Raw genomic sequence first — 21,825 nt, 5'->3', positions numbered from 1 at the left:
GTTCGATCTCGGACCATTTAACGCCCCGCCGACTGCCGGAGTTCCGGTCCGGCGGCGGCAACCCGGTCCTTGGGGAGGCGTTCTCTAGGTCCTGAACAACGCCAATGGAGCCCCCATGGAACGCGAACTCACGCCCGTTGAGGCGCGCAGCGGCGTCGTCAGCGGCCGCATTTTAACCATCCTTGTGCTCTCGTCGGTTGGCGCCGTCGCGGCGCTGGCGCTGGCGTGGCTATTCCTCTTCCCGAGATAGACCTGCCCGCTAGACGTAGCCGATGAAGACATGGTTCATCGGCTACGTCGCCGCGCTGGGCACCCTGGCCGTGCTCGACGCACTGTGGCTGGGCCTTGTCAGCCGCGATTTCTACAAGGCCGGGCTCGGCCAGCTTCTGCTCGACCAGCCGAACTGGTCCGTGGCGATTCTTTTCTACCTCATCCACGCCGTCGGCATTGTCGTTTTTCCGGTGGCGCTGGCGACGTCATGGCTTGCAGCAGCGCTTTACGGAGCGCTGTTCGGCTTCGTCGTCTACGCTGCCTACGACCTCACCAATCTCGCCACGCTGCGCGGCTGGCCTATGGCGGTGAGCCTGGTCGATCTCGCCTGGGGTGCTGCGGTGAGCGCGGCCGCGTGCGTGGCAGCATTCCTTGCAATGCTTGCCACGTCTTGACGGAGCGCGGGTCTCTGGCCCGCGCTCCCTTAACGATCGTCGTATTCGGGATGCCTTCGCACGTAGGCGACGACGAAGCTGCAGGCCGGCACGATCTTGAAGCCGCGCTTGTGCGCATCGGCCAGGGCCGCGCCGACCAGGCGAGACGCGAAGCCCTTGCCTTCGTCGGCCGCCGGCACTTCGGTATGGGTGAAGATCATCCGGTCGCCCTGCTCGCGATAAACCGCGATGGCAAGGCCGCTGTCGGTGTCCATCTCATAGCGGTGCGCCGCTGCGTTGTGGCGTACCGTCATCGCTTCGCCCTCACGCGGTGACAACGGTCGAGAGCATCGCGAGTTCCTGTGGGGCTCAGCGGTCGACCTCCCAGAACATGGGGTAGGACGACTGGATGAGCCCCTTGAGGTCGCTGCGATAGCCCGCCGGAATGGTGAACTGCCCCCACATCAGGGACGGCACCATCTCGTAGGCGACCACCTGGATGTCGGCCGCGATCTTCTTGCGCTCCTCCAGCGTGGCGGCGCGCGTAAAGGCCTTCAGCAGCTCGGGCACGCGGTTGTCGCACGACCAGCCGGGGAAATCGTTGCAGGTCGCCGCGACATAGAAGTGCGTCAGCGGCGAGTACATGTCGGTGCCGTTCGAGTAGACGGGGAACATCGACCAGCCGTCCTTCTTGGCGCGCCGCGCCAGCACCGTCGGCCAGTCGCGTGGCTGCTGCTCCACGACGAAGCCGACATCTTTCATGTTCTGCACCAGCACGCGCGAGGCGGTCTGGCTGATCGAGCCCGCGACCTCGAGGATGATCACCGGCTCGCCGTTGTAGCCCGACGCCTTGAGCTCGGCCTTGGCCGCCGCCAGATCGACCTTGGCGACGCTCGAGCCGGCATCGGTGGAAAGCGGCGTGCCGCACATCCAGAACGATGGGCACGACTTGGCGCGGAACTGGTCGGGCACGCCGATCGCCGTCAGCGTCGCATCCTGATCGACCAGCTTCCACATCACCTGACGCACCTTCGGATTGTCGAACGGCGGGAAGGCATGGTTCAGGCGGAAATTGCCCTGGAATTGGTGGATGCCGCCCAGGCCCATCAGCTTGACGCTCTTGTCCTTCTCCAGGATCGGCAGCATGTCGAACGGCAGGTATTGCATGTAGTCGATCTCGCCCAGCATCAGGGCGTTGGCGCCGGTCGACTGGTCCGGCATGACGCGCAGCGTGAGCTGGTCGATCTTCACGTTCTTAGCCCCAGCCAGGAAGTCCGGCGCCTCCTTGCGCGGCACATAGGCGGGATTGCGCTCCAGCACCATGGCATTGCCCGGCCGCCACTGGTCCTTGAGGAAGCGGAACGGGCCCGAGCCGACCGGGTCACCGATGCGCTGGTCGGCCGGCGTCGCGGCAAGCCTGGCCGGCATCATCACCGGCAGCGGCGCATTGGGCTTGCCCAGGACCTCGAGCAGCAATGGAAACGCCTGCTTCAGCACCAGCTTGAAAGTCTTGGCGTCGGTCGCCGTGAGCTGATCGGTGCCGGCCATCAGCATCTTGCCCAGCGGATCACGCAACGACCAGCGCTTGAGCGAGGCGACGCAATCCTCGGCCGTGACCGGACTGCCGTCGTGCCACTTGAGACCGTCGCGCAATGTGAAAGTCCAGGTGAGCTTGTCGGGGCTGCTGTCGTAGCCTTCGACCATCTGCGGCTTGATCTCGCCCTTCTCGTTCATGGCGAACAGCATGTCGAAGACATGCAGGCCGAAGGTCCGGGTGATGGTGGCGGTGATGACGTGCGGATCGAGGATCGTGACCTCCGATTCCAGCACCACCGTCATCGCCTTCGCCGCCCGCGCCTCGCGCGGCCTGACCAGCGACGCCGTCGCCAGAGCCGCGCCGCCCACCATGGCCGTCCGGCGCCCAAATCCACTTACGCTCATCCCACACCCCCTAGAGCACAATCCGTCCGGCTGGAATCAGCCGGACGGATTGTGCCCGTTGAAACACGCATCTCCCGTGCGCACGAATCCGGTCAGATGGAACCGCGCGCGGTTCCATCTGACCGGACTCCGCTCAACTCAGCAGCGGGCAGGGTAGCGCGATTCAGCCGAAGAGAAACGGGCCACTGACTGGCCCGTTTCCGCTGTTCGAGACGATGATGATTACGATCAGGGCGTGAGCACGCGACAGAGCACGCGGTCGACGAAGATCTCACTCCGCGGTCCGTATGCGGCAAACGCCAGACGCTGGCCCGGTCCCGCTGTCGGCGCGACGATGCGGGTCTCCTGCACCGGCCTGCTGCCGTTGGTGAAGGTGCACCCGATCTGTGCATTGGCGTCGGCGCCGCTGTTGTTGGTCAGGTAGAGCGGCGCCACCCAGCGGTCGCCGGGAACGGCCTGCAGCGTCGGACTGTCGAGCACAACGATGGGCACGGTCGGCCCCGCCGTGATGGGCACAACACCCATCAGGGTGGCGTTCGGCCGCTGCACCACGACGCCCGTCGCCGTGGCGATCTGCGCGTTTGGATCGAAGGCCTTGTCGGCCGGCGTGCTGGGCTCGTTGGACGGGCGAAGCTGGTTGTCCTTGCTGACATTGTCCGGCGTCCAAACCTTGCCCGTCTTCTCGTCGCGGAACTGCGCCTGCGCCATCGCCGACGTCGTCACCGCGATCGCAGCGACGCTGCACACCAGCGTCGCAGCCAGGTTACGAAAGGTCGTCATGATCCCAAGTCTCCCAATCACATGTCGCGATAGCGCTTCTGCTCCCACGTCCCGACCTGGGCTTCCGCCTCTTCCTTGCTGATGCCGTAGCGGGTCTGGATCTTGCCGACGAGCTGGTCGCGCCGGCCCTCGATCTCGAGCAGGTCGTCGTCGGTCAGCTTGCCCCACTGCTCCTTCACTGCGCCTTTGGTCTGGTTCCAGCTTCCCTTGAACTTCGCCCAGATCGACTTGACGTCGGTCTGGCCTGTCGACGGGCCGGTGGCCTGGGCATGGACAATGATCGGCAGCGTGCCGACGGTGAGCGCCGCGCAGGCAGCGAGAATGGCGATCGGACGCATGGGAACTCCTGCTGTAATTGGGCGCAATGTGCGCGTGCCCCTCAACGGAGGCTGGGCAGAGAGGTTCCCGACAGTGACCGGTTTGCGACCAAAGCGCGTCGCGTCACGACCACAAAGATTTCAGGAACAGCGCCAAAGGCACGACGATGAGGATGGCAACATAGAGATCCATCAACTCGCCGTCGAAAAGGCCCCTCGGCGACGGCTCAGGGGTAACCTGAGCCGACTTTGACAAGTCCACGATCCGCATGGCGTCACCCTCACCTTGCGTTGCAGAGTTGCCATATGAACGCCGCCAAACCGGCTTGGTTGCAGGGGGCAGGAAGCTAGTTAAGAGGGAACCGCCATGCGGGCTGCGTGCTCGAGCGCCTGCTGCAGGTCGACCGAGGAATAGGGCTTGGAAATGAACTGCAGGCCCTCCGCCTGCATCCCGGCGGCCTGGGCGCCCGACCGGCCGTAGCCGCTGGCGATGACCACCGGCAGGCTGGGAAAGCGCCGGCGCACCTCGCTGGCCAGCTCCTCGCCGCTCATGCCGGGCAGGCCGAGGTCGGTCAAAAGCAGATCGAACGCGCCGCCGCGCGTCAGCAGCTCGAGCGCCTGCTCGCCGCTGCCCACGCCGGACACGAAGCAGCCAAGCTGCTCGAGCATGTCGGTCGTCGACATGCGCAGGACGACCTCGTCCTCGACCACGAGCACGCGCCGCGGCCGGCGCGTCGCCTCCTCGGATGGGGTCCCCGCCTGGGCCGGCCGCGCCTCAGCCGGCGCAGACGATGGCCGACGCGCCGCCAGGACGCCACGCAGGCGCGCCATGAGCTCCTCGCCGCGATAGGGCTTGGCGATCAGGGGGTAGTCGGGCCGATCGTTGGCCGGAATCAGGTCGCGCGCATAGCCCGACGTCAGCAGAACGGCGATGCCGGGCTGCAGGCGCTGCGCCAGCGCCGCCAGCTCGATGGCCGATATCGAACCGGGCATGACGACGTCGGTGAACAGCAGGTCGAAGGCCGAATCCTTCTCCAGGATCGCCGCGGCGACGTCGGGGTTCTCGGCGGCGACCACACGATAGCCCCAACCGGACAGCAGGGCGACGACCGCACGCCTGACCTCGTCGTTGTCCTCGACCACCAGGACCCGCTCACTGCCGCTCTGGCCCTCACCCATGTCGCTCGACAGGTCGAGCACCGGATCCAGGGTGCGCGGCAGGTAGAGCTTCACGCTGGTGCCCTGGCCGATGGCGCTGTCGATGCGGATGTGTCCATTGGACTGACGCACGAAGCCGTAGACCATGCTGAGGCCGAGGCCCGTGCCCTTGCCGTCGCGCTTGGTGGTGAAGAACGGATCGAATGCCTGTGCCGCCACCTCGGGCGGCATGCCGGTGCCGGTGTCGTTCACCGCGACCAGCACATAGGGACCGGGCGTGACGTCGGGATGCAGCGCCGCGTAGCGCCGATCGAGGGTGGCGTTCGACACTTCGACCGTCACCGTTCCGCCTTCGGGCATGGCATCGCGCGCATTGATCGCCAGGTTGAGGATGGCGTTCTCGAGCTGGCCGGGATCGATCTTGGCATTCCACGGCTCGGCGGCGATGTCGAGCTCTATGGTGATGCGCTCGCCGAGCGAGTGGCGCAGCAGGTCGGCAAGGTCGCGAACCAGGCGGGCGACGTTGGTCGGCTGCGGCGCCAGCGGCTGACGCCGCGCAAAGGCGAGCAGCTGCTGGGTGAGCCTGGCGCCCCTGTCGGCCGCCGCGCCGGCGGCGCCGAGACGGGCGAGTGCGGCCTGGTCGTTCGGCACCGCGCTCTTCACCAGATCGAGGTTGGCCTGGATGACCTGCAGGATGTTGTTGAAGTCGTGCGCCATGCCGCCGGTGAGCTGGCCCGTCGCTTCCATCTTCTGGCCCTGTCGCAGCGCCATCTCGTCGCGCAGCTTCTCGGTGATGTCGACGCAGCGCACCACCGATCCGCCGCCCGACATCTCGCCGCGCGAGACTTCATAGTCTCGCCCGTCGTGGCTGGCGCGCGTCGTCACCAGGCGGTCGGGCGCCTCGGCGTTGAGCTTCAGCGGCTCGAGCAGCGCGTGCATGGCGGGCGACCGGTCGGACAGGAGCTGCTCGCGCGTCAGTGTCGCGTGCTTGGCAGGATCCCAGCCCGACAGGCGCAGAAAGGCTTCGTTCCACGCCACGACCTTGCCGTCGGCGTCGATCACGAAGATCGGGTCCTGCAGGCTCTCTAGGGTGGATTGCAGGAGGTGCGAGCGGTCGGCCAGCGCAAGCTGCGCGTTCTCCAGGCGCCTGGCGCCCCGGATGACGATGTACATGCCGATGAACAGGCAGAGGAAGGCGCCGGCCAGCAGCAACAGACCGGCGATGTCGGACTGTTCCTGCTCGGAACGCAGCAGGGCCAGTCGGCGGGCCAGCAGCAGCCGCTGCCCCTCGATGAACGATTCGGAGATCTGGCGAATCTGGTCGCTGGTGGTCTTGCCCGACCCGGTGCGCTCCTGCGCGAGCGCGTAGTCGCGCCCATAGAGCTGGTAGGCGCTGATGGTGCTGTTGATCTGCTCGAGCTTCTCGGTCGCCGCCGCCCGGAACTCGCGCACCTGCCGCGTCGTGTCGGGGTCGCCGGCGGCCGCGGCCTCGAGCTGGCGCACCCCGGTCTCGATGCGTAGGCGCGCGCGTTCGTACGGCTCGAGATCGCTCGCCTGGCCGCTCAGCAGGTAGGCGCGTTGTCCGATCTCGCTGTCTTGCAGGGCGATCACGGTCTGGCGCATCAGCGACAGGATCTCGTAGCTGCCGACGACCAGGCGCTGCTGGCGCGACGCGGAATTCGAATGGGTGATGGCGAGCAGCGCCGCCGTGCCGATCAGAACCGCAATCGTCAGCCCGACGATCACGCCGGTCGAGCGCGCCGTGCCAGCGACGCTACGCATCGCCTTCCTCGTCCTGCGGCGTGGGGAAGGTCACCGCCACTCGCATTCCTCCGCCCTCTCGCAGCGATATCTGTGCCTCGCCACCGAGCTGCATGGCAAGGCCCCGGATGAGGGTCAGGCCGAAACCGCCGCGCGCACCGGGACCGAGCGAGCCGCCGCCGCCCGCACCGTTGTCCTCGATGGTAAGCTCGACCGTGCCCGCCTTGTCGGCCGCCTCGATGCGGATCTCGGGCGCTGTGACATTTTCGAAGCTGCGGTTCAGCGCGCTGCTCACCGCCTCGGTGACGATCAGGCCGATGGGGATGGCGATGTCGGGGCCGACCGCCATGATCGGCGCGCGGATCTGGTAGCGCGGCTGGGGCCGGTCGGGGCTGCGGCGGCCGACCGAGATCTGCCGCACCAGGTCGCTGATGAACTGCTGGAAGTCGACCAGCGCCCAGCTCGACCGTTCGTAGAGATGGCGGTGCAGGATGGAGAGCGTCAGCACGCGGTTCTGGGCGTCGCCGAAGAAGCGACGGATGCGCGGCGAGCGGATTTCTCCGGCCTGCAGGTTCAACAGGCTCGAGATCATCTGCAGGTTGTTCTTCACCCGGTGATGGATCTCGCGCAGCATGTGGTCGCGTTGCTCGAGACCGTCCCTGAGCTCGGCCTCGCGGCTGGCGATCGCCGCCGCCATCGCACGCACCCCCTCCGCCACGGATGACAGCTCCGGTCCCCAGCGCCGCTTGGGCTCGAGCTTCATGTCGTCGCCGCGTGCCACGCGATCGGCGAAGTCGCGGATGTAACTCAGCGGCTGCACGCACCAGCGGTCGGCGGCGAACCACACCGCCAGCAACGCCGCGGCCAGCGCCAGCACGACCAGGATGAAGCCGCCCCAGTCGGCCAGCAGCGCGGGCAGCCCCTCGATGACCGGCGCCGCGGCGACCACGAAGATCGACGTCTCGGCGAGAGGGAGCAGGCGGAACTCGTAGAGCTGGCCGTCCTGGCCGTTGTCGCGGAAGGCCTTCTGGCCGCCGACGATCGCCGCGGCGAGCCGGACGGCGACCGGCAGGACGCGCGCCGCCTCGGCATTGCCGGCGAGCGAGACGCCGCGCCGGTCGACCAGCGATACGGCGATCTGGTCGGCCGCCGCTGCCGGCGTGACGAGATCGGCAAAAGAGCGCAGCGAGATGCCGATGGCGCACATGCCGCGGAACTCCCCGCCCTGCAGGATCGGCAGCGCCGTCGGGATCACCGCGTTCGGCGTGACGCGGCTGGCGAGCTGCGCACCCACGGCGAACTTCCGCGTGTCGCGCACCAGCTGGAATATCTCGCGATCGGAGAAGCCCATGCCGACGGCCGTCGGCGCGCTGGCGCAACGGGCCGTGCCCTCGGCATCGGTGACGAAGGCGGTGGAATACTCGTTGGGGAACTTCTGCAGCACCCGCCCCAGATAGAGCTCGCACCGGTTGATGTCGGCTGCAGGGGCGTCGGGACTGACGCTTAGCCGGACGGTGTCCTCCGCGCACATCGCGACCAGGAGGCGACGCGAGGCCTCGATTATCTCACGATGGCGCGCCACCACCAGCTCGGCGGCGGTGGTCACCGCCTCGGCGTGGCGCAGCCTATCCATGCGCTGCTCGCGCACGGCGTACCATGCCGAGAGCGCCAGCACCGGCAGCAGCGCAACGGTGACGACTACGACCAGCCTGGTGCGCAGCGACCAACCGGCCAGCATCGCGCCGCTCCGGTCTTCAGATCGCGACGGTATCGAGCGCCTGGGCGATCGCCGCGCGGAGAAGATCGGGATCGAACGGCTTGGAGATGACGAAGGCAGGTTCGACCTGCTTGCCCGTCAGCAGCCGCTCGGGATAGCCGGTGACGAAGATCACGGGCACGTTTATCGAGCGCATGATCTGGTTGACCGCGGCGATGCCGCTGTCGCCGCCGCGCAGCTGGATGTCGGCCAGCACGAGGTGCGGCGAATGCTGCTTGGCGAGCTCGACGGCGGTCTTTTCCGTCGCCGCGATGCCGACCACCTGATGGCCGGCGTTGCGGACGATGTCGGCGACGTCGAGCGCGATCACCGCCTCGTCCTCGATGACCAGAACGCGCACGGCCGCGACGCGCTGCAGCTCGCGGCGCGCCTCGTCGAGGCTGCGCTCGGCCGCCTCGGTCTCGATGCCGAGGATCTTCGCGGCATCGGCCACGGTGAAGCCCTCGAGCACGGTGAGCAGGAGCACCTGGCGCTGCAAGGGCGCCATGTCGGTGAGCGATTCCTTCAGCCGGCCGCTGACGCTGTTTTCGCTGCCCGCCTGTTCCAGTCCGCCGAACGGCTGTTGCAGCCGGTGGAACAGCGTGAAGACGCCGAGCTTGGTGTCCTCGGTCTGGGCGACGAGGTCGGGCTGCTGCATGGCGACCTCGGCGCACAGCCGCACCCATTCGTCACCGCGTTTCTGGGAGCCGGTGACGGCTCGCGCATAGCGCCTCAGAAAGGGCAGTGCCCTGCTGATCGCTTCAGACATCTTGTTGGTGGCTGGTCCCTCTGCCACGGTTCTCTCCCTCGTTTGGTCACGAGCGACGGCCGGCCCCCTCGAAACCGGGACCGGCCGTTGCATACATTACGCCGACCGTCGCGCAGGACAAATCTTCAGGCCCGCACGGATGATGACGTATTTCGATACCTAGCGCTCCGGCGCCGTTACCGCACCGATCGTGGCGCCCGCTGCGCCGCCAACCACTGCACCCGCTACCGGCGAACCGACGGTCGAGCCAACCACCGCGCCGGAGGCCGCGCCGATCGCGCCGCCCGTCAGCGCGCGGTCGACCGGCCGCTCGCCGCATGCTGCCGTCAGCATGCCAACGCCGGCAATCGCCACGGTCAGCTTCAACACGTGAAACCTCATACTGCTCTCCATTCTTTCCCGGTTCCTGCACTGGCCGCCTCAATGCAGCCAGCCAAGCACCCACATCAGCAAGAGCACCGGGATCGGCACTCCCAGGAGCCACAGCACCGCTGCGCGTCCCATAGCTAACCTCCCTAGATTCTGCGGTTACAACGCAGGATGCGGCACAGGGTTCCCCGTGGACCGCTACATGCGGTTGATCCAGCTATCGACCTGACGCTCCGCCTCGTCCTTGGCGATGCCGTAGCGTTCCTGGATGCGGCCAACGAGCTGGTCCTGCTTGCCGTTGATGACAGTGATGTCGTCCTCGGTCAGCTTGCCCCACTTCTCCTTGACCTTGCCGGTAAGCTGCTTCCAATTGCCTTCAACGCGATCCCAGTTCATCTGGTTGTCCTTTCAATGGATGGATTCGTCGCCTTGCGCGACGTCCGCTCAACGCAGCACTACTGACGCGGTTGCCCAAGAGACCTGGCAAGGGGCATGGGCAGATTTCCTTTGCGCGGCAGCAGGCGATTGCCCACATAGAGGGCGGCCGATCGAGACTCACTTTCGTCGCGGGAGATCTGCGCTCGATGATTAGGGACGACATCGTGGCGTTGCTTCCAGACCTTCGTGCGTTCTCGCGCTTCCTGTGCCGCGAACGCGAGTCCGCCGATGATCTCGTGCAGAACACCATTCTGTCGGCGCTCGACAAGCAGGACCAGTTCGCGCCCGGCACCAATCTCAAAGGCTGGCTGTTCACCATCATGCGCAATCGCTTCTATTCGGATTTGCGCACGCAACGTCGACGTCCCGCTTCGATCGACAGTGACACGGCGCCGATGCTCACCGCCGTCGACAATCCCGAAGCCGCGCTCGCGCTCAAGGAGCTCTCGTCGGCCCTGTTCGAGCTCAGTCCGCAGTCGCGCGAGGCGCTCGTGCTGGTCGGCGCCGGCGGCTTTTCATATGAGGAAGCGGCTGCGCTGTGCGGCTGCTCGGTGGGCACGCTCAAGGCGCGCGTTTCGCGGGCGCGCAAGCAGCTGTCAGGTAAGCTCGGATAAAAAGCCAGCAATTTCAATGCCTTGGGCGCGAGCCCGCGCCGGCATGTAACCTTTTCAATAACTCAGCATTAGTTGATCGTTCGGAATTTCTGGAGAGGTTCATGGCCACCGAAACGAGCAACGACATTCGCGACTTCCACGAGCAGCTGAAGGCCATCCTTCCGCGGCTGCGGATCTACGCACTGTCGCTGACGCGTGATCGCGACGCAGCAGATGACCTGGTCCACGACACCGTCATCAAGGCATTGACTGGACGCCACAGCTTCCAGCCGGGCACCAACCTCGCGGCGTGGCTGTTCCGCATCCAGCGCAACGAGTTCATTTCCGGCCTGCGCCGTCAGCGGCCCACCGTGCCGGTCGATACGGCGATCGCCGAATCGCTGTCGCATCCGGCGCATCAGGAGAGCGGTCTGGTGATGCGCGAGTTCGTCTCCGCCTTCGCCAAGCTCGCACCGACTCAGCGCGAGGCGTTGCTGCTGGCGGTCCTCGAGGGCCTGCCCTACGAGGTGATCGCGCAGCACACCGGCGTGTCGGTGGGCACGGTGAAGAGCCGCATCAGCCGCGCTCGCGACACCCTTGAGCGCCTGTTGCTGGAAGGCGAGACCAAGCCGCGCCCGGCGAACAGCGTCGACATCGCCGCCGACCGCGACGCCGACGAGGTGCACCAGGAGCAGCACCGCTAATCCCCTTCCGAAGACGGCGTGAGGTTGTAGTATAGTCATGGATAGTTCGTGGGGGAGAGATCAATGGCTCAGACGGGACCCGGAGGAATGGGCAGCATTCCCCGAGGAGAACGTCATGGCCTCTGATGACAACAGGCGGCGTCCTCCGGCCCCGGCGTCCAAGGCGGGGCCGAAGGCTGCGGATGGAAAGACGGCGCGACCCGCCAAGGCGTCCGCCGAGCGACCCTTCGACATGTGGCTGCAGAAGCAGCTCCACGCGATGTACGACGAGATCGCGAGCGAGCCGCTGCCCAACGACCTTCTCAGCCTGATCGATCACGACGCGGCCAACGCCGATGACGGCAAAGGCGGTCCGGGCAGCAAGACGCCGGGCGGCAAGAAGGCGTAGCGAAAGAGGAACTTCGGCAAGCGGCCATCCGTTCTCCTGTCTCACCAGATGGAGACCGACATGCTCGCCAGCGAAGACAAGAAGAAGGCCATGACCAATCCGAGCAGCGTCTTCAAGCATCCCACCGACGTTGTCGCGTGCAAGGATCTCGACCGGAAAGAGAAGGCTGCCATCCTCAAGCAGTGGGAGCTCGACGCGCGCCTGATGCAGGTCGCGACCGAGGAAGGCATGACCGAAGGCGAGCACAGCCTGTTCGCCGACGTCAAGAAGGCACAGGAAAAGCTCGGTCTCCCTGACCTCCAGGAAGATGGTGCGCCGACCAAGTCCGGACCTTAGTGAGGAGTTCTCGCCCTATCCATCTCGGCATCGTTCATGCTCCTCTCCCCCGCTAGGGGGAGAGGAATTTGAGGTCGTGTGTATTTCCCGAAAACAGAATGGCGGCGGCCTTGCGACCGCCGCCACCCTCATTCGCAACGCGTCGGTCAGCCCGGCCGGCGCACCGCGAACTCGACTGCAGGGAGGGACGCTTGTGCCCTCTCCCGATCTCCATGCCTGCAGTTAACGAGCAGCGTTGTTCCGGGTTGCTTCGGTTCGCTATACAGGCCGACCTGAGGGAGGAACCTGGACATGGAGCTTTTCGATCTTTCCGGCCGCGTCGCCGTGGTCACAGGCGGCAATGGCGGCATTGGACTCGGCATGGCGCTGGGCATGGCGCGCGCCGGCGCCACCATCGTCGTCGCGGGTCGCGATGCCGCCAAGAATGCCGACGCGGTCAAGCAGATCCAGGAGGCCGGCGCGAGGGCGAGCGCCATCCCGGTCGACGTGCTGAAGGAAGACTCCTGCCGCGCGCTGATGGCCGACACGGTGAAGGCGCACGGCCGGCTCGATATCCTGGTCAACAACGCCGGCATGTCGATCCGCAAGCAGCCTGAGCAGTACACGGTCGCGGAATGGCACACGGTGATGGACAGCAACCTCACCAGCGCCTTCATCTGCAGCCACGCCGCCTATTCCGAGATGAAGAAGGGCGGCATGGGCAAGATCATCAATATCGGCTCGATGATGTCGATCTTCGGCGCCCCCTTCGCCACCGCCTACGCTGCGAGCAAGGGCGGCATGGTGCAGATGACCAAGTCGATGGCGACCGCGTGGGCCAAGGACAACATCCAGGTCAACGCCATCCTGCCGGGCTGGATCGACACCGCCCTGACCCGCCGCGCCCGCGAACAGATCCAGGGGCTGCACGACAACGTGCTGCGCCGCACGCCGGCCGGCCGCTGGGGCGAGCCGTCGGACTTCGCCGGCATCGCGGTGTTCCTGGCCGCGGCGGCGTCCGATTTCGTGACCGGCGCCGCCATCACCGTCGACGGCGGGTATTCGGTATTGGGCTGACGGGAGCGCGGGCCTCTGGCCCGCGCTCCCGACTAAGGCGACTTCACGCCGCAATTGGCGCGGTCGACGAACAGGTCGGTCTTGGGTCCGTAGATGATCATGCCGACGCGCAGGCCGGCGCCGACGGCGGGCACCAGCACGTGCGTCTCCTCGACCAGCCTGCTCGAGTTGGTGAAGCGGCAGGTCAGCAGCGGCACTACGGTGCTGGCGCTGTTGTTCTGCAGGTAGAGCACGACCTGCCAGCGCTTGCCGGGGATGGCGCTCAAGGTGGCGTCGCCGATATTGACGATCGGCACCGTCGGGCCCGCCGTGATCGGCACCGACGACAGCGGCACGATGCTCGGCTTCTGCGTCACCACGCCCTTGACGTAGACCGCCTGGCTCAGTGGATCGAAGGCGAGGTCCTGCGGCGTCGGCGGGCCGCTCTGCTGGCCGACATTGAGCGGTGTCCAGATCTGCCCCGTCTTGGGATCTTTGAATTCCGGCACGGGCTGGCTCGATTGCATGTCGATGCTGCTGCGCGGCGTCTGTGCCGGAGCCGCTGCCGCCATCATCGTCAACGCGGCGAGGCCGCCCATGAAACCGAAAGTGCCGAGTCGAAGTCCGCGCATGATCTTCCCCCTTCCCCGCCACTCTAGCCGCTAGCAGCGGATTGCGGGAAGAAGTTTGGATTGCGCCTGAGTTCGGCGCTACGGTCCTCGGGCTTGATCAGCTGGCCCGTGCGTAGCGCATTGCGCGCCACCAGCACCTGCACCGCCGGCGCGGCGACGGGCTTGGGGCCGCCGATCTGGGCGGCGATCGCGGCGCGCTCGGCCTGCAGCCAGGCGCGTGCGAGGAAGGCCGTGGTGCCGGCAACGATCACGGCGAGCAGCGCAGGAAGACGATACGCTTGCTGTTCATGACGCTTCCCCTCTTTGCGTCACGTCAAGGCGTGGGCCAGGGCGACCGACAGGCCGCCCACGGCGATCGCCGGACCATATGGAAGGTTGCTGCGCAGGCGCGCCCGCACCGTGCCGTCGCCCGCCGGGGCGACGGGACCGATCGGCGCGCCGGCCAGGATCGCCAGTCCCAGGAGTCCGCCGACCACGGCCGTCACCAGGACGAAGTCGAGGATCAGGACCGGCCCGGCGAACAGGCTGACGGCCGCCGCGAGCTTGACGTCGCCGCCGCCCATGGCGCCGGCGGCGAAAGCGAGTGTGCAGAGGCCGAACATGCCGGCCGCGCAGACCAGCGCCATCGCCAGATCGAACAGGGAGAAAGTGCCCGAAACGAAGCCCGCCGCGGCCCAGACGACGAAGAGCGCGATGATCTCGAGCGAGATCCCGTCGGCGATCTGCATCATGCGCCAGTCCTGCCAAGCCGCGAGCACCAGGAGCAGCGCGAAGGCGATCAGGCAGCCGGTCTGAACAAAGGCAAACAGCGACATCCGATACTCATCGTGCCGCCGCCCTTAGATTCGTCAGGAATCGGCCGCAAACGCACGGCCGGGAAAATAAGTCTCAACAACTAATTTCCAAACGAATGAACAAACAAAGGACAGCAGATAAAATCGTTACGAACGATATTTTCAGTGTTACCTCAAGTCAAGGTTGTAATACGTTCTTTTTAAAGGGAAAAATCCCAGTCTCATACATCTAATAGCGGCCCAAAACAAAAGGCGGCCCATTTACTGGGCCGCCTTGGCAGTTCTGTCGTCGGGCAATTCGTTCAGTTGATTGCCGGTCCGACCGCTCCCAACACACTCGAAACCTTCGTACCGACCGAACGCATTGACGCGATGGCGGCCACGGCGATCAACGAAGCGATAAGCGTGTACTCAACGACCGTGGCGCCTTGGGTGTTCTTCATTAGACGTCGGAAAAAGGACAGCATTGATTTCTCGGGGGTCGATTCAAAGGGGGATGCGGCCCTCTGCTGGGGCCGTTACGGGAAGAAACGTACTCAACCCTGAATCTAACGTCAATAAAAACATTAAGGACGATAGATAAGAGTTTGAAAAAAATTACTTTTTGGCCTCGAGAACGCGAGCCGCAGCCGTCCCGAAGCACAGCAAGGCGAAGACGCCGGCCAACCAGGGAAACGCCATCGGAAAGAGGCAGAAGAGGATGAAAGCGACGATGGTTTCCGTACCCTCGATGATGCCGGCGGCATGGAAGAACGACTTGGTTCCCCGCGCGCCGTCGTCGGGCTCATCGCGTTGTACGGCGAGGACAGCCCGGCCCAGGAACGATGACGCCGTGCAGACGAAGGACGCCAGCAGCAGCGCCGCCCACACACAGCGCGTTGTCGGGCCGGGCGAGCGCGAAGCCGACCGGTACGGCGGCGTAGAAGCCCATGTCGCACATGATGTCGAGGTAGCCGCCGAACCGCGTCGTGCCGATGTGGCGGGCGATCGCGCCGTCGAGGCCGTCGATCAGCCGGTTCAGCAGGATGACCAGCAGTGCCGCGTGGTACTGCTGCCAAGCGAGCAGCGGGACGGTGACGAGGCCGACCGCAAGGCCCGAGAGGCTGACCGCGTCGGCCGACAAGCCCCGGCGAGCGAGCCAGGCGCCGGCCTGGTTGAGCGATGGATCGATCCATCGCCGCAAGAGCGGATCGAGCATCGACGATCGATCACTCGGCGGGCGGCGACCCCGAATCGACCGCGCGCAGGTTCACGACCTCCGCGCCGGCGCGCTCGCGATCCTGCCGGGCCTGCCGCTGGTAGCTCATCCAGCTGTAGGGAATGAGCGACACATAGACGAGGCCGAGCAACGACAGCCCGATCCACGGCGAGCTTGCGATCACGCCCATCACCAGCGCCGCGCCAAGCAGCGCCGGCAGCACGAGATGGCGTGGCACCCTGCCCTTCTTGAACGAGAAGGTCGGCAGTCGGCTCACCATCAGGCCGCCGACCAGCACCAGCACCGTGCCGACGACCAGCGCATGGCGCGGCCATGCCGCCTCGATCTCGAAGCTCACCATCAGCGGTATCAGGGCGAGCAGCGCACCGGCCGGCGCCGGCACGCCGGTGAAGTACGACCCTGTCCAGACCGGCGGCGGCGTGTCCGCGACCAGCGCCGTGTTGAAGCGCGCAAGGCGCAGCGCCGAGCACATCGGGAACATCAGGGTGACGACCCAGCCCAGCGAACCGGCGTCCGACAGCGAGGACATGTAGAGCACCAGCGCCGGCGCCACGCCGAAGCACAGGAAGTCCGACAGCGAATCGAGCTCGGCACCGAATCGGCTGGTCACGCCCAGCCGCCGGGCAACGCGGCCATCCATCGCGTCGAGCACCGCGGCGACGAAGATCGCGATGACCGCGAGCCTCATCTGCCCTTGCAGGCCGAAGCGGATCGCCGTCAGGCCCGAGCACAGCGCCGCGAGCGTCAGCACGTTGGGGATCAGCCGGTTGATCGAAAAGCCCCGCAACCGGCCGTGGCGGGTGCGAAAGTCGCTGTCCATCGCGAGCTCACTCCATCAACAAGATCACCTCATCCTGAGGAGCCTCGCGCAGCGCGGCGTCTCGAAGGATGGCAACACCGGGGCTGTATCCACCCTTCGAGACGCGGTCCTGCGGACCGCTCCTCAGGGTGAGGTCTTCATTTTATACTAAAACTCGACGACCCGCCGAGGTTCCGGCTTCACCGGATCGAGCTCCGCCATCACCGTTTCGCCGCCGATCATGCGCTGGCCGGTCGCCACCAGCAATCGCGCGCCGGGCGGCAGGTAGAGGTCGGTGCGGCTGCCGAAGCGGATATGGCCGAAGCGCTCGCCGGCCTGCACAGCCTGGCCGGGCTTGATGTAGCAGACGATGCGTCGCGCCACCCAGCCGGCGATCTGCACGCAGCCTATGGTGCGGCCGTCGGCGCGCTTGAGCGCGATCGCCATGCGCTCGTTGTCCTCGCTCGCCTTGTCGGCGGCGGCGTTGAGATACTTGCCCGGCCGATAGGAGACGACGTCGACGGTGCCGGCGCACGGCGTGCGGTTGATGTGGACGTCGAACACGCTGAGGAAAATCGACACCCGCTTGAGCGGCAGGTCGCCCAGCCCGAGTTCGGCCGGCGGCACGGCGTCGACCACCATCTGCACCAGCCCGTCGGCCGGCGCCACCAGCACGTCGTCGTCCTGCGGCACGCCGCGCGAGGGATCGCGGAAGAAGTAGATCGACCACAGCGTCAGCACGAACAGCGGCCAGAACAGCCAGGCCGCGCCGGTCAGCGCCGCGAGAAAGGTGATCCCGGCAAAGATCGCGATGAAGCGCCAGCCGTCGTCGAGGATCGGCACGAAGAAATTCGCCAGCATGAAAGGTTCTCTGTTGCCGTGGTCTCAGTTGACCTTGGGCAGGCTGAAGACTTGGCCAGGATAGATCAGGTCGGGATTGATGATCTGTTCCTTGTTGGCCCCGTAGATCACCGTGTGATGGAAGCCCGTGCCGTAATGGGCGCGCGCAATATTCCAGAGATTGTCGCCGCGCACCACGACCAGACGGCGCGTGTCCTTGGTGCCCGGCGGCACCACGACGCGCTCGAACGGCAGTTCCAGGCGCGCCATCGGCTTGCCGTCGGTCGCCAGCCGATCGAGCCGCAGCGTGTGCTTGCCGGGTCCGATCGGATCGGGCGGCTGTAGCTTCCAGTGACCGTCCGGGCCGGCGGCGCCCTCGGCCACCATATTGTCGTTGATATAGACGCGCACCACGACGCCCGGCGTCGCCTGACCGGTGACCGTGACATGACCGGCTTCGTCATAGTCGAGCGTCGACATCGCAAGATCGCCCGAGCGCGGCACGCCAGCAGCCGACGGCGCCTGTACGAGCTTCGCCGGCCCACCGCCAGGCGGCGCGATCATCACCAGCGTCTCTTCGCGCGGCGGCTGCGTCGGCGGACGCGGCTGTCCGGGCGCCGTCGGAGGCGCTACGGGCGCCTCGGGCACGACGGCCACAACCACCTGTTCCGACGTCACCGGCGCGCGCCCTTCGATGTGCTGCACCACGCGCAACTCGTGCTGGCCGGAACTGAGCGGCGGATCCTGCGCGATGACGACCCATTCGCCATGTGCATCGGCCTCGCCGCGCGCGATCTCCTTGCCGCCATCCAGCAGCACGATCTTCGCGCCCGGGTTTGCGCGGCCGGCGATCACGGCGCGGCCGTCCGGCGAGATGCGGGCGATGTCGAAGGTGGGCACCGCCACCACGGGCGGTGCAGGCGACGGTGCCGCTGGAGCGGCTGCGGCTGGCGGTGTTGCGCTCGATGTCGAGGACGGCGCGGCTTGCGGTACGGCAGCTATCGGCTTGGTCGCCCGATCGAGGACGGCCTGCTCGTTCATCCGCACCTGCCACGCCACGCCGAGCCCGGCCGCGATCACGATCGCCCCGCCTACGACGAGCCAGATAACAGTGCGTGACATCACCCTCCCGACGGTGCGACTACCCGCCCCCATTGGCGTCGCAACCTTCCTCTGCGAAATGATACCATGTTGGCTCGGTCCGGAAAGACGTCGGATCGTCTGTAAATAGAACCGTCTGTTCCCGGTCCGTGTAGATAAAGTGAAACCTGCCCCCTCCTCCCTCTGCGTCTTCTGTGGCGCCCGCTTCGGCACCGACCCTTCCGCCCGGGAGGTCGCCCAGCATCTGGGCGAGCTTTTGGCGCGCGAAGGCATAGCCCTGGTTTATGGCGGCGGCGGGGTCGGCCTGATGGGGCTAGTGGCCAATGCCGCCCTCAAGGGGGGCGGCCGGGTGGTCGGCGTCATCCCCCGCTTCCTGCTGCAGCGCGAGGCAGGCCATCCGGCCCTGACCGAGACGGTAGTCGTCGAGACCATGCACGAGCGCAAGCTGCAGATGTTCGAGCGCTCGGACGCCTTTGTCGTCCTGCCGGGCGGAATCGGCACCCTGGAGGAGCTGTTCGAGGTCCTGTCCTGGCGGACGCTCGGCCTCCATTCCAAGCCGATCGTGATCGTCGACCAGGGCGGTTACTGGCAGCCTCTCGCAGCCCTTCTGCGCGGTGTCGTCGAAGGCGGTTTCGCCGAACGGACACATCTCGACCATGTCGCTTTCGTGAGCGACCTCAAAGAGGTCCTGCCTGCAATCGCAGCAATGCCGCGTTCGGTCGGCTTCGAAATCCGGCTAGACCGCGTCTGAACAGCGCGCCGACGACGCTGGAGTCCACGCCTCCTGGACGCATTGCCTTTGCCTCGCGGCGATGCAACAAGACGGGCCATAATCAGCAATAGATCAACCCGGCCGAAACGAAGCGGCGCACGGAGGTGCAAGTATGTCAGATCTCGAAATCGTCTGGACGAAGGTCGATGAAGCGCCCGGGCTTGCAACGTTTTCGCTGCTGCCGATCGTCGAGGCCTTCGTCGCGACGGCCGGCGTGAAGATGAAGCTGAAGGACATTTCGCTGACCGGCCGCATCATCGCCAACTTCCCCGAAAAGCTGACGCCCGCGCAACGGATCAACGACGAGCTCGCCGAGCTCGGCAAGCTTGCGATGCGCCCCGAGGCCAACATCATCAAGCTGCCCAACATCTCTGCGTCGATCCCGCAGCTTAAGGCCGCGATCAAGGAGCTGCAGAGCAAGGGTTACGACGTCCCGAACTATCCGGACAGCGACGCGACGCCGGCGGACAAGGAAATTCGCGCCCGCTACGGCAAGGTGCTCGGCAGCGCCGTCAATCCGGTGCTGCGCGAGGGCAATTCCGACCGTCGCGCCGCCGGCGCCGTGAAGCAGTACGCGCGCAAGCATCCGCACAAGATGGGCGCCTGGACCAAGGACTCGAAGACGCACGTGGCGCACATGTCGGGCAGCGACTTCTACGGTTCGGAGGTCGCGACGACCGTCGCGGCACCGACCAATGCCCGTATCGAGCTGGTCGGCAGCGATGGCGCGGTCACGGTGCTGAAGGCGAAGACGCCGCTCAAGGCCGGCGAGATCATCGACGCCTCGGTGATGAACCGCAAGGCGTTGCGCGCCTTCTACGCCGCACAGATCGACGCTGCGAAGAAGGACGGAATCCTGTTCTCGCTGCACCTCAAGACGACCATGATGAAGATCTCCGATCCCATCCTGTTCGGTCATTGCGTTTCCGTGTTCTTCGCCGACGTGTTCGAGAAGCATGGCGCCACGTTGACGCGCCTCGGTGTCGATCCCGACAACGGCGTGGCCGACATGCTGACCCGGATCGAGACGCTGCCGGAGGCGGAAAAGGCGGCGATCAAGGCCGATATCCAGGCCACCTATGCGAAGCGACCCGGCCTGGCCATGGTCAATTCCGACCGCGGAATCACCAATCTCCACGTGCCGAGCGACGTGATCATCGATGCGTCGATGCCGGCGATGATCCGCGAATCGGGGAAGATGTGGGGCGCTGACGGCAAGCTGCACGACGCGCTCGCCGCGATCCCCGATCGTTGCTATTCGACGCTGTACCAGGCCGTCATCGAGGACTGCAAGGCGCATGGCGCCTTCGATCCGAAGACGATGGGATCGGTGCCGAACGTCGGATTGATGGCGCAACAGGCCGAGGAGTACGGCTCGCACGACAAGACGTTCGAGGTCGCCACCGCCGGAACAGTGCGCGTGGTCGCCGATGACGGCACGGTTCTGCTGTCGCAGCCGGTCGAGACCGGCGACGTCTTCCGCATGTGCCAGGTCAAGGACGAGCCGATCCGCGACTGGGTCAAGCTCGGGGTGCGCCGCGCACGCCTGTCCAAGACTCCGGCGGTGTTCTGGCTCGATGCCAAGCGCGCGCACGACGCGCAGTTGATCGCCCAGGTCGAGAAATACCTCAAGAGCGAGGACACATCGGGCCTGGACATCCGCATCCTGGCGCCGGTCGAGGCCATGAAGGTCTCGCTCGATCGCATTCGCCAGGGTCTCGACACCATCTCGGTCACCGGCAACGTGCTGCGTGATTACCTGACCGATCTCTTCCCGATCATGGAGCTGGGCACGTCGGCCAAGATGCTGTCGATCGTGCCGTTGCTGGCGGGCGGCGGCCTGTTCGAGACCGGGGCCGGCGGTTCGGCGCCCAAGCATGTCGAGCAGTTCCAGCACGAAGGCTATCTGCGCTGGGATTCGCTGGGCGAGTTCCTGGCGCTCGGCGCGTCGCTGGAGCATCTGGCGCAGCGGACCGGCAACGAGGACGTGAAGGTCCTGGCCGAGACGCTCGACGAGGCCAACGGCAAGATCCTCGAGAACAACCGTTCGCCGGCACGCAAGGTCGGCGAGCTGGACAATCGCGGCAGCCATTTCTACCTGGCCCTGTACTGGGCCCAGGCGCTGGCCCGGCGCGACAACAGCACGGCCTTGTCGGCGCGCTTCAAGCCGCTGGCGAAGACGCTGGAGGAAAATGAGGCAAAGATCGATGCCGAGCTGATCGCCGCGCAGGGCAAGCCGGTGGATACGGGCGGTTATTATCAGCCCGATCAGTCCAAGACCTCGGCGGCGATGCGGCCGAGCGCGACGTTGAACAAGGCGCTCGCTGCTCTCTGACGCGGCGTCGGGTGGAACCGCCCCGGGCAACCGGGGCGGCTTGGTCGGTCCTCAACCCTGGGCCCTTCAACGCGTTGTGATCGGGTCACGCAGGCGACCGCGTCCGGTCGCCGATTTCTTGAGGGTTAGAGGTTCATGCCAAATTCTCGGAAAGGTCTGGTCGTCGCGCTGGCAATGATCGCAGGCGGCGTCCTGGCCTTCTTCGTCTTTCTCTTCCTCACAGGCGCCGATCCTGACGTGCGCCCGCTTAGCCTGTTTCAATGGATTGTCGGCGGGATGCTCATTGCCCCAGGCTTCGGCTACCTCATCAGGTGGAGAAGACTGCAAGACAGTCAGCGAAGCAA

The 21,825-nt window shown here is 66.0% G+C and carries 28 protein-coding genes; 9 read left to right on the top strand and 19 right to left on the bottom strand.

Features of this window, described 5'->3' with window-relative positions:
* The first annotated feature begins 115 nt into the window (after positions 1–115).
* Both RSO01_RS49485 and RSO01_RS18475 read left to right on the top strand, forming a co-directional pair.
* Positions 116–250: a hypothetical protein gene (locus tag RSO01_RS49485; protein WP_281291471.1), complete on the top strand. Its 135-nt coding sequence runs from the start codon at positions 116–118 to the stop codon at positions 248–250.
* Positions 251–272: 22 nt separating this feature from the next.
* A complete protein-coding gene (locus RSO01_RS18475; RefSeq protein WP_147150613.1) occupies positions 273–665 on the top strand; it encodes a DUF2177 family protein in 393 nt (130 codons plus the stop codon).
* Between the two features lie 29 nt (positions 666–694).
* Here RSO01_RS18475 and RSO01_RS18470 read toward each other — a convergent pair whose 3' ends face one another.
* The 10 genes from RSO01_RS18470 to RSO01_RS18430 all read right to left on the bottom strand — a co-directional run bounded on the left by RSO01_RS18470 (position 695) and on the right by RSO01_RS18430 (position 9,891).
* Complete coding sequence (locus RSO01_RS18470; protein WP_147150612.1) at positions 695–958, bottom strand: GNAT family N-acetyltransferase; 264 nt, start codon at positions 956–958, stop codon at positions 695–697.
* A gap of 55 nt (positions 959–1,013) precedes the next feature.
* Complete coding sequence (locus tag RSO01_RS18465) at positions 1,014–2,585, bottom strand: ABC transporter substrate-binding protein (RefSeq protein WP_147150611.1); 1,572 nt, start codon at positions 2,583–2,585, stop codon at positions 1,014–1,016.
* Between the two features lie 228 nt (positions 2,586–2,813).
* Positions 2,814–3,365 carry a hypothetical protein gene (locus tag RSO01_RS18460; protein ID WP_147150610.1) on the bottom strand — a complete coding sequence of 184 codons (552 nt, stop codon included), beginning with the start codon at positions 3,363–3,365 and terminating at the stop codon, positions 2,814–2,816.
* 17 nt (positions 3,366–3,382) lie between these two features.
* On the bottom strand, positions 3,383–3,589 hold the full coding sequence (locus RSO01_RS48990; RefSeq protein WP_246158545.1) for a CsbD family protein: 207 nt from the start codon (positions 3,587–3,589) through the stop codon (positions 3,383–3,385).
* A 217-nt stretch (positions 3,590–3,806) separates the two neighbouring features.
* Entirely contained in the window at positions 3,807–3,953 is a 147-nt protein-coding gene (locus tag RSO01_RS47350) for a hypothetical protein (RefSeq protein ID WP_170303163.1), read from the bottom strand.
* A gap of 80 nt (positions 3,954–4,033) precedes the next feature.
* Positions 4,034–6,622, bottom strand: coding sequence for a response regulator (locus RSO01_RS18450; protein WP_147150608.1), 2,589 nt, complete (start codon positions 6,620–6,622; stop codon positions 4,034–4,036).
* Positions 6,615–8,339 (bottom strand): sensor histidine kinase, encoded by a 1,725-nt coding sequence (locus RSO01_RS18445; protein WP_147150607.1) that lies wholly within the window; start codon positions 8,337–8,339, stop codon positions 6,615–6,617. The genes RSO01_RS18450 and RSO01_RS18445 overlap by 8 nt, the downstream gene beginning before the upstream one ends.
* Before the next feature lie 16 nt (positions 8,340–8,355).
* Entirely contained in the window at positions 8,356–9,153 is a 798-nt protein-coding gene (locus RSO01_RS18440; protein ID WP_170303162.1) for a response regulator, read from the bottom strand.
* A gap of 132 nt (positions 9,154–9,285) precedes the next feature.
* Entirely contained in the window at positions 9,286–9,507 is a 222-nt protein-coding gene (locus RSO01_RS18435) for a YMGG-like glycine zipper-containing protein (protein WP_147150605.1), read from the bottom strand.
* A gap of 186 nt (positions 9,508–9,693) precedes the next feature.
* A complete protein-coding gene (locus RSO01_RS18430) occupies positions 9,694–9,891 on the bottom strand; it encodes a CsbD family protein (RefSeq protein ID WP_147150604.1) in 198 nt (65 codons plus the stop codon).
* Between the two features lie 188 nt (positions 9,892–10,079).
* Between RSO01_RS18430 and RSO01_RS18425 the strand changes: the two genes are divergently transcribed.
* The 5 genes from RSO01_RS18425 to RSO01_RS18405 all read left to right on the top strand — a co-directional run bounded on the left by RSO01_RS18425 (position 10,080) and on the right by RSO01_RS18405 (position 13,010).
* Positions 10,080–10,547: a sigma-70 family RNA polymerase sigma factor gene (locus RSO01_RS18425; protein ID WP_147150603.1), complete on the top strand. Its 468-nt coding sequence runs from the start codon at positions 10,080–10,082 to the stop codon at positions 10,545–10,547.
* A 101-nt stretch (positions 10,548–10,648) separates the two neighbouring features.
* Positions 10,649–11,230 (top strand): sigma-70 family RNA polymerase sigma factor, encoded by a 582-nt coding sequence (locus RSO01_RS18420; RefSeq protein ID WP_147150602.1) that lies wholly within the window; start codon positions 10,649–10,651, stop codon positions 11,228–11,230.
* A gap of 115 nt (positions 11,231–11,345) precedes the next feature.
* Entirely contained in the window at positions 11,346–11,618 is a 273-nt protein-coding gene (locus RSO01_RS18415) for a hypothetical protein (RefSeq protein WP_147150601.1), read from the top strand.
* 60 nt (positions 11,619–11,678) lie between these two features.
* Positions 11,679–11,954: a hypothetical protein gene (locus RSO01_RS18410; RefSeq protein ID WP_147150600.1), complete on the top strand. Its 276-nt coding sequence runs from the start codon at positions 11,679–11,681 to the stop codon at positions 11,952–11,954.
* A gap of 285 nt (positions 11,955–12,239) precedes the next feature.
* Entirely contained in the window at positions 12,240–13,010 is a 771-nt protein-coding gene (locus RSO01_RS18405) for an SDR family NAD(P)-dependent oxidoreductase (protein WP_373867929.1), read from the top strand.
* A 32-nt stretch (positions 13,011–13,042) separates the two neighbouring features.
* Here the strand turns inward: RSO01_RS18405 and RSO01_RS18400 are convergent, their stop codons facing one another.
* The 8 genes from RSO01_RS18400 to RSO01_RS18365 form a co-directional block, all read right to left on the bottom strand.
* Positions 13,043–13,621, bottom strand: coding sequence for a hypothetical protein (locus RSO01_RS18400; RefSeq protein WP_147150598.1), 579 nt, complete (start codon positions 13,619–13,621; stop codon positions 13,043–13,045).
* A 23-nt stretch (positions 13,622–13,644) separates the two neighbouring features.
* Positions 13,645–13,872 carry a hypothetical protein gene (locus RSO01_RS18395; protein ID WP_147150597.1) on the bottom strand — a complete coding sequence of 76 codons (228 nt, stop codon included), beginning with the start codon at positions 13,870–13,872 and terminating at the stop codon, positions 13,645–13,647.
* A gap of 57 nt (positions 13,873–13,929) precedes the next feature.
* Entirely contained in the window at positions 13,930–14,436 is a 507-nt protein-coding gene (locus RSO01_RS18390; RefSeq protein ID WP_147150596.1) for a prepilin peptidase, read from the bottom strand.
* A 281-nt stretch (positions 14,437–14,717) separates the two neighbouring features.
* Positions 14,718–14,858: a Flp family type IVb pilin gene (locus RSO01_RS18385; protein ID WP_246158537.1), complete on the bottom strand. Its 141-nt coding sequence runs from the start codon at positions 14,856–14,858 to the stop codon at positions 14,718–14,720.
* Positions 14,859–15,199: 341 nt separating this feature from the next.
* Positions 15,200–15,613, bottom strand: coding sequence for a CDP-alcohol phosphatidyltransferase family protein (locus RSO01_RS18380; RefSeq protein ID WP_218037378.1), 414 nt, complete (start codon positions 15,611–15,613; stop codon positions 15,200–15,202).
* A gap of 10 nt (positions 15,614–15,623) precedes the next feature.
* Positions 15,624–16,454, bottom strand: a complete 831-nt coding sequence (gene pssA, locus RSO01_RS18375; RefSeq protein ID WP_147150595.1) for a CDP-diacylglycerol--serine O-phosphatidyltransferase — start codon at positions 16,452–16,454, stop codon at positions 15,624–15,626.
* 147 nt (positions 16,455–16,601) lie between these two features.
* A complete protein-coding gene (locus RSO01_RS18370) occupies positions 16,602–17,294 on the bottom strand; it encodes a phosphatidylserine decarboxylase (protein ID WP_147150594.1) in 693 nt (230 codons plus the stop codon).
* 24 nt (positions 17,295–17,318) lie between these two features.
* Positions 17,319–18,395, bottom strand: a complete 1,077-nt coding sequence (locus RSO01_RS18365) for a LysM peptidoglycan-binding domain-containing protein (protein WP_147150593.1) — start codon at positions 18,393–18,395, stop codon at positions 17,319–17,321.
* A 139-nt stretch (positions 18,396–18,534) separates the two neighbouring features.
* Between RSO01_RS18365 and RSO01_RS18360 the strand changes: the two genes are divergently transcribed.
* Entirely contained in the window at positions 18,535–19,125 is a 591-nt protein-coding gene (locus tag RSO01_RS18360) for an LOG family protein (RefSeq protein ID WP_147150592.1), read from the top strand.
* A gap of 133 nt (positions 19,126–19,258) precedes the next feature.
* The gene (locus RSO01_RS18355) at positions 19,259–21,481 is read left to right on the top strand and encodes an NADP-dependent isocitrate dehydrogenase (protein WP_147150591.1); all 2,223 of its coding nucleotides are present in this window, start codon (positions 19,259–19,261) and stop codon (positions 21,479–21,481) included.
* A gap of 66 nt (positions 21,482–21,547) precedes the next feature.
* Here the strand turns inward: RSO01_RS18355 and RSO01_RS47345 are convergent, their stop codons facing one another.
* Complete coding sequence (locus tag RSO01_RS47345) at positions 21,548–21,808, bottom strand: hypothetical protein (RefSeq protein ID WP_170303161.1); 261 nt, start codon at positions 21,806–21,808, stop codon at positions 21,548–21,550.
* Positions 21,809–21,825: the final 17 nt, after the last annotated feature.

The sequence above is a fragment of the Reyranella soli genome, assembly GCF_007992495.1.
Classification (GTDB): domain Bacteria; phylum Pseudomonadota; class Alphaproteobacteria; order Reyranellales; family Reyranellaceae; genus Reyranella; species Reyranella soli.
The sequence above is the reverse complement of the archived record's forward strand: the minus strand, read 5'-3'. Positions and strand labels throughout refer to the sequence as shown.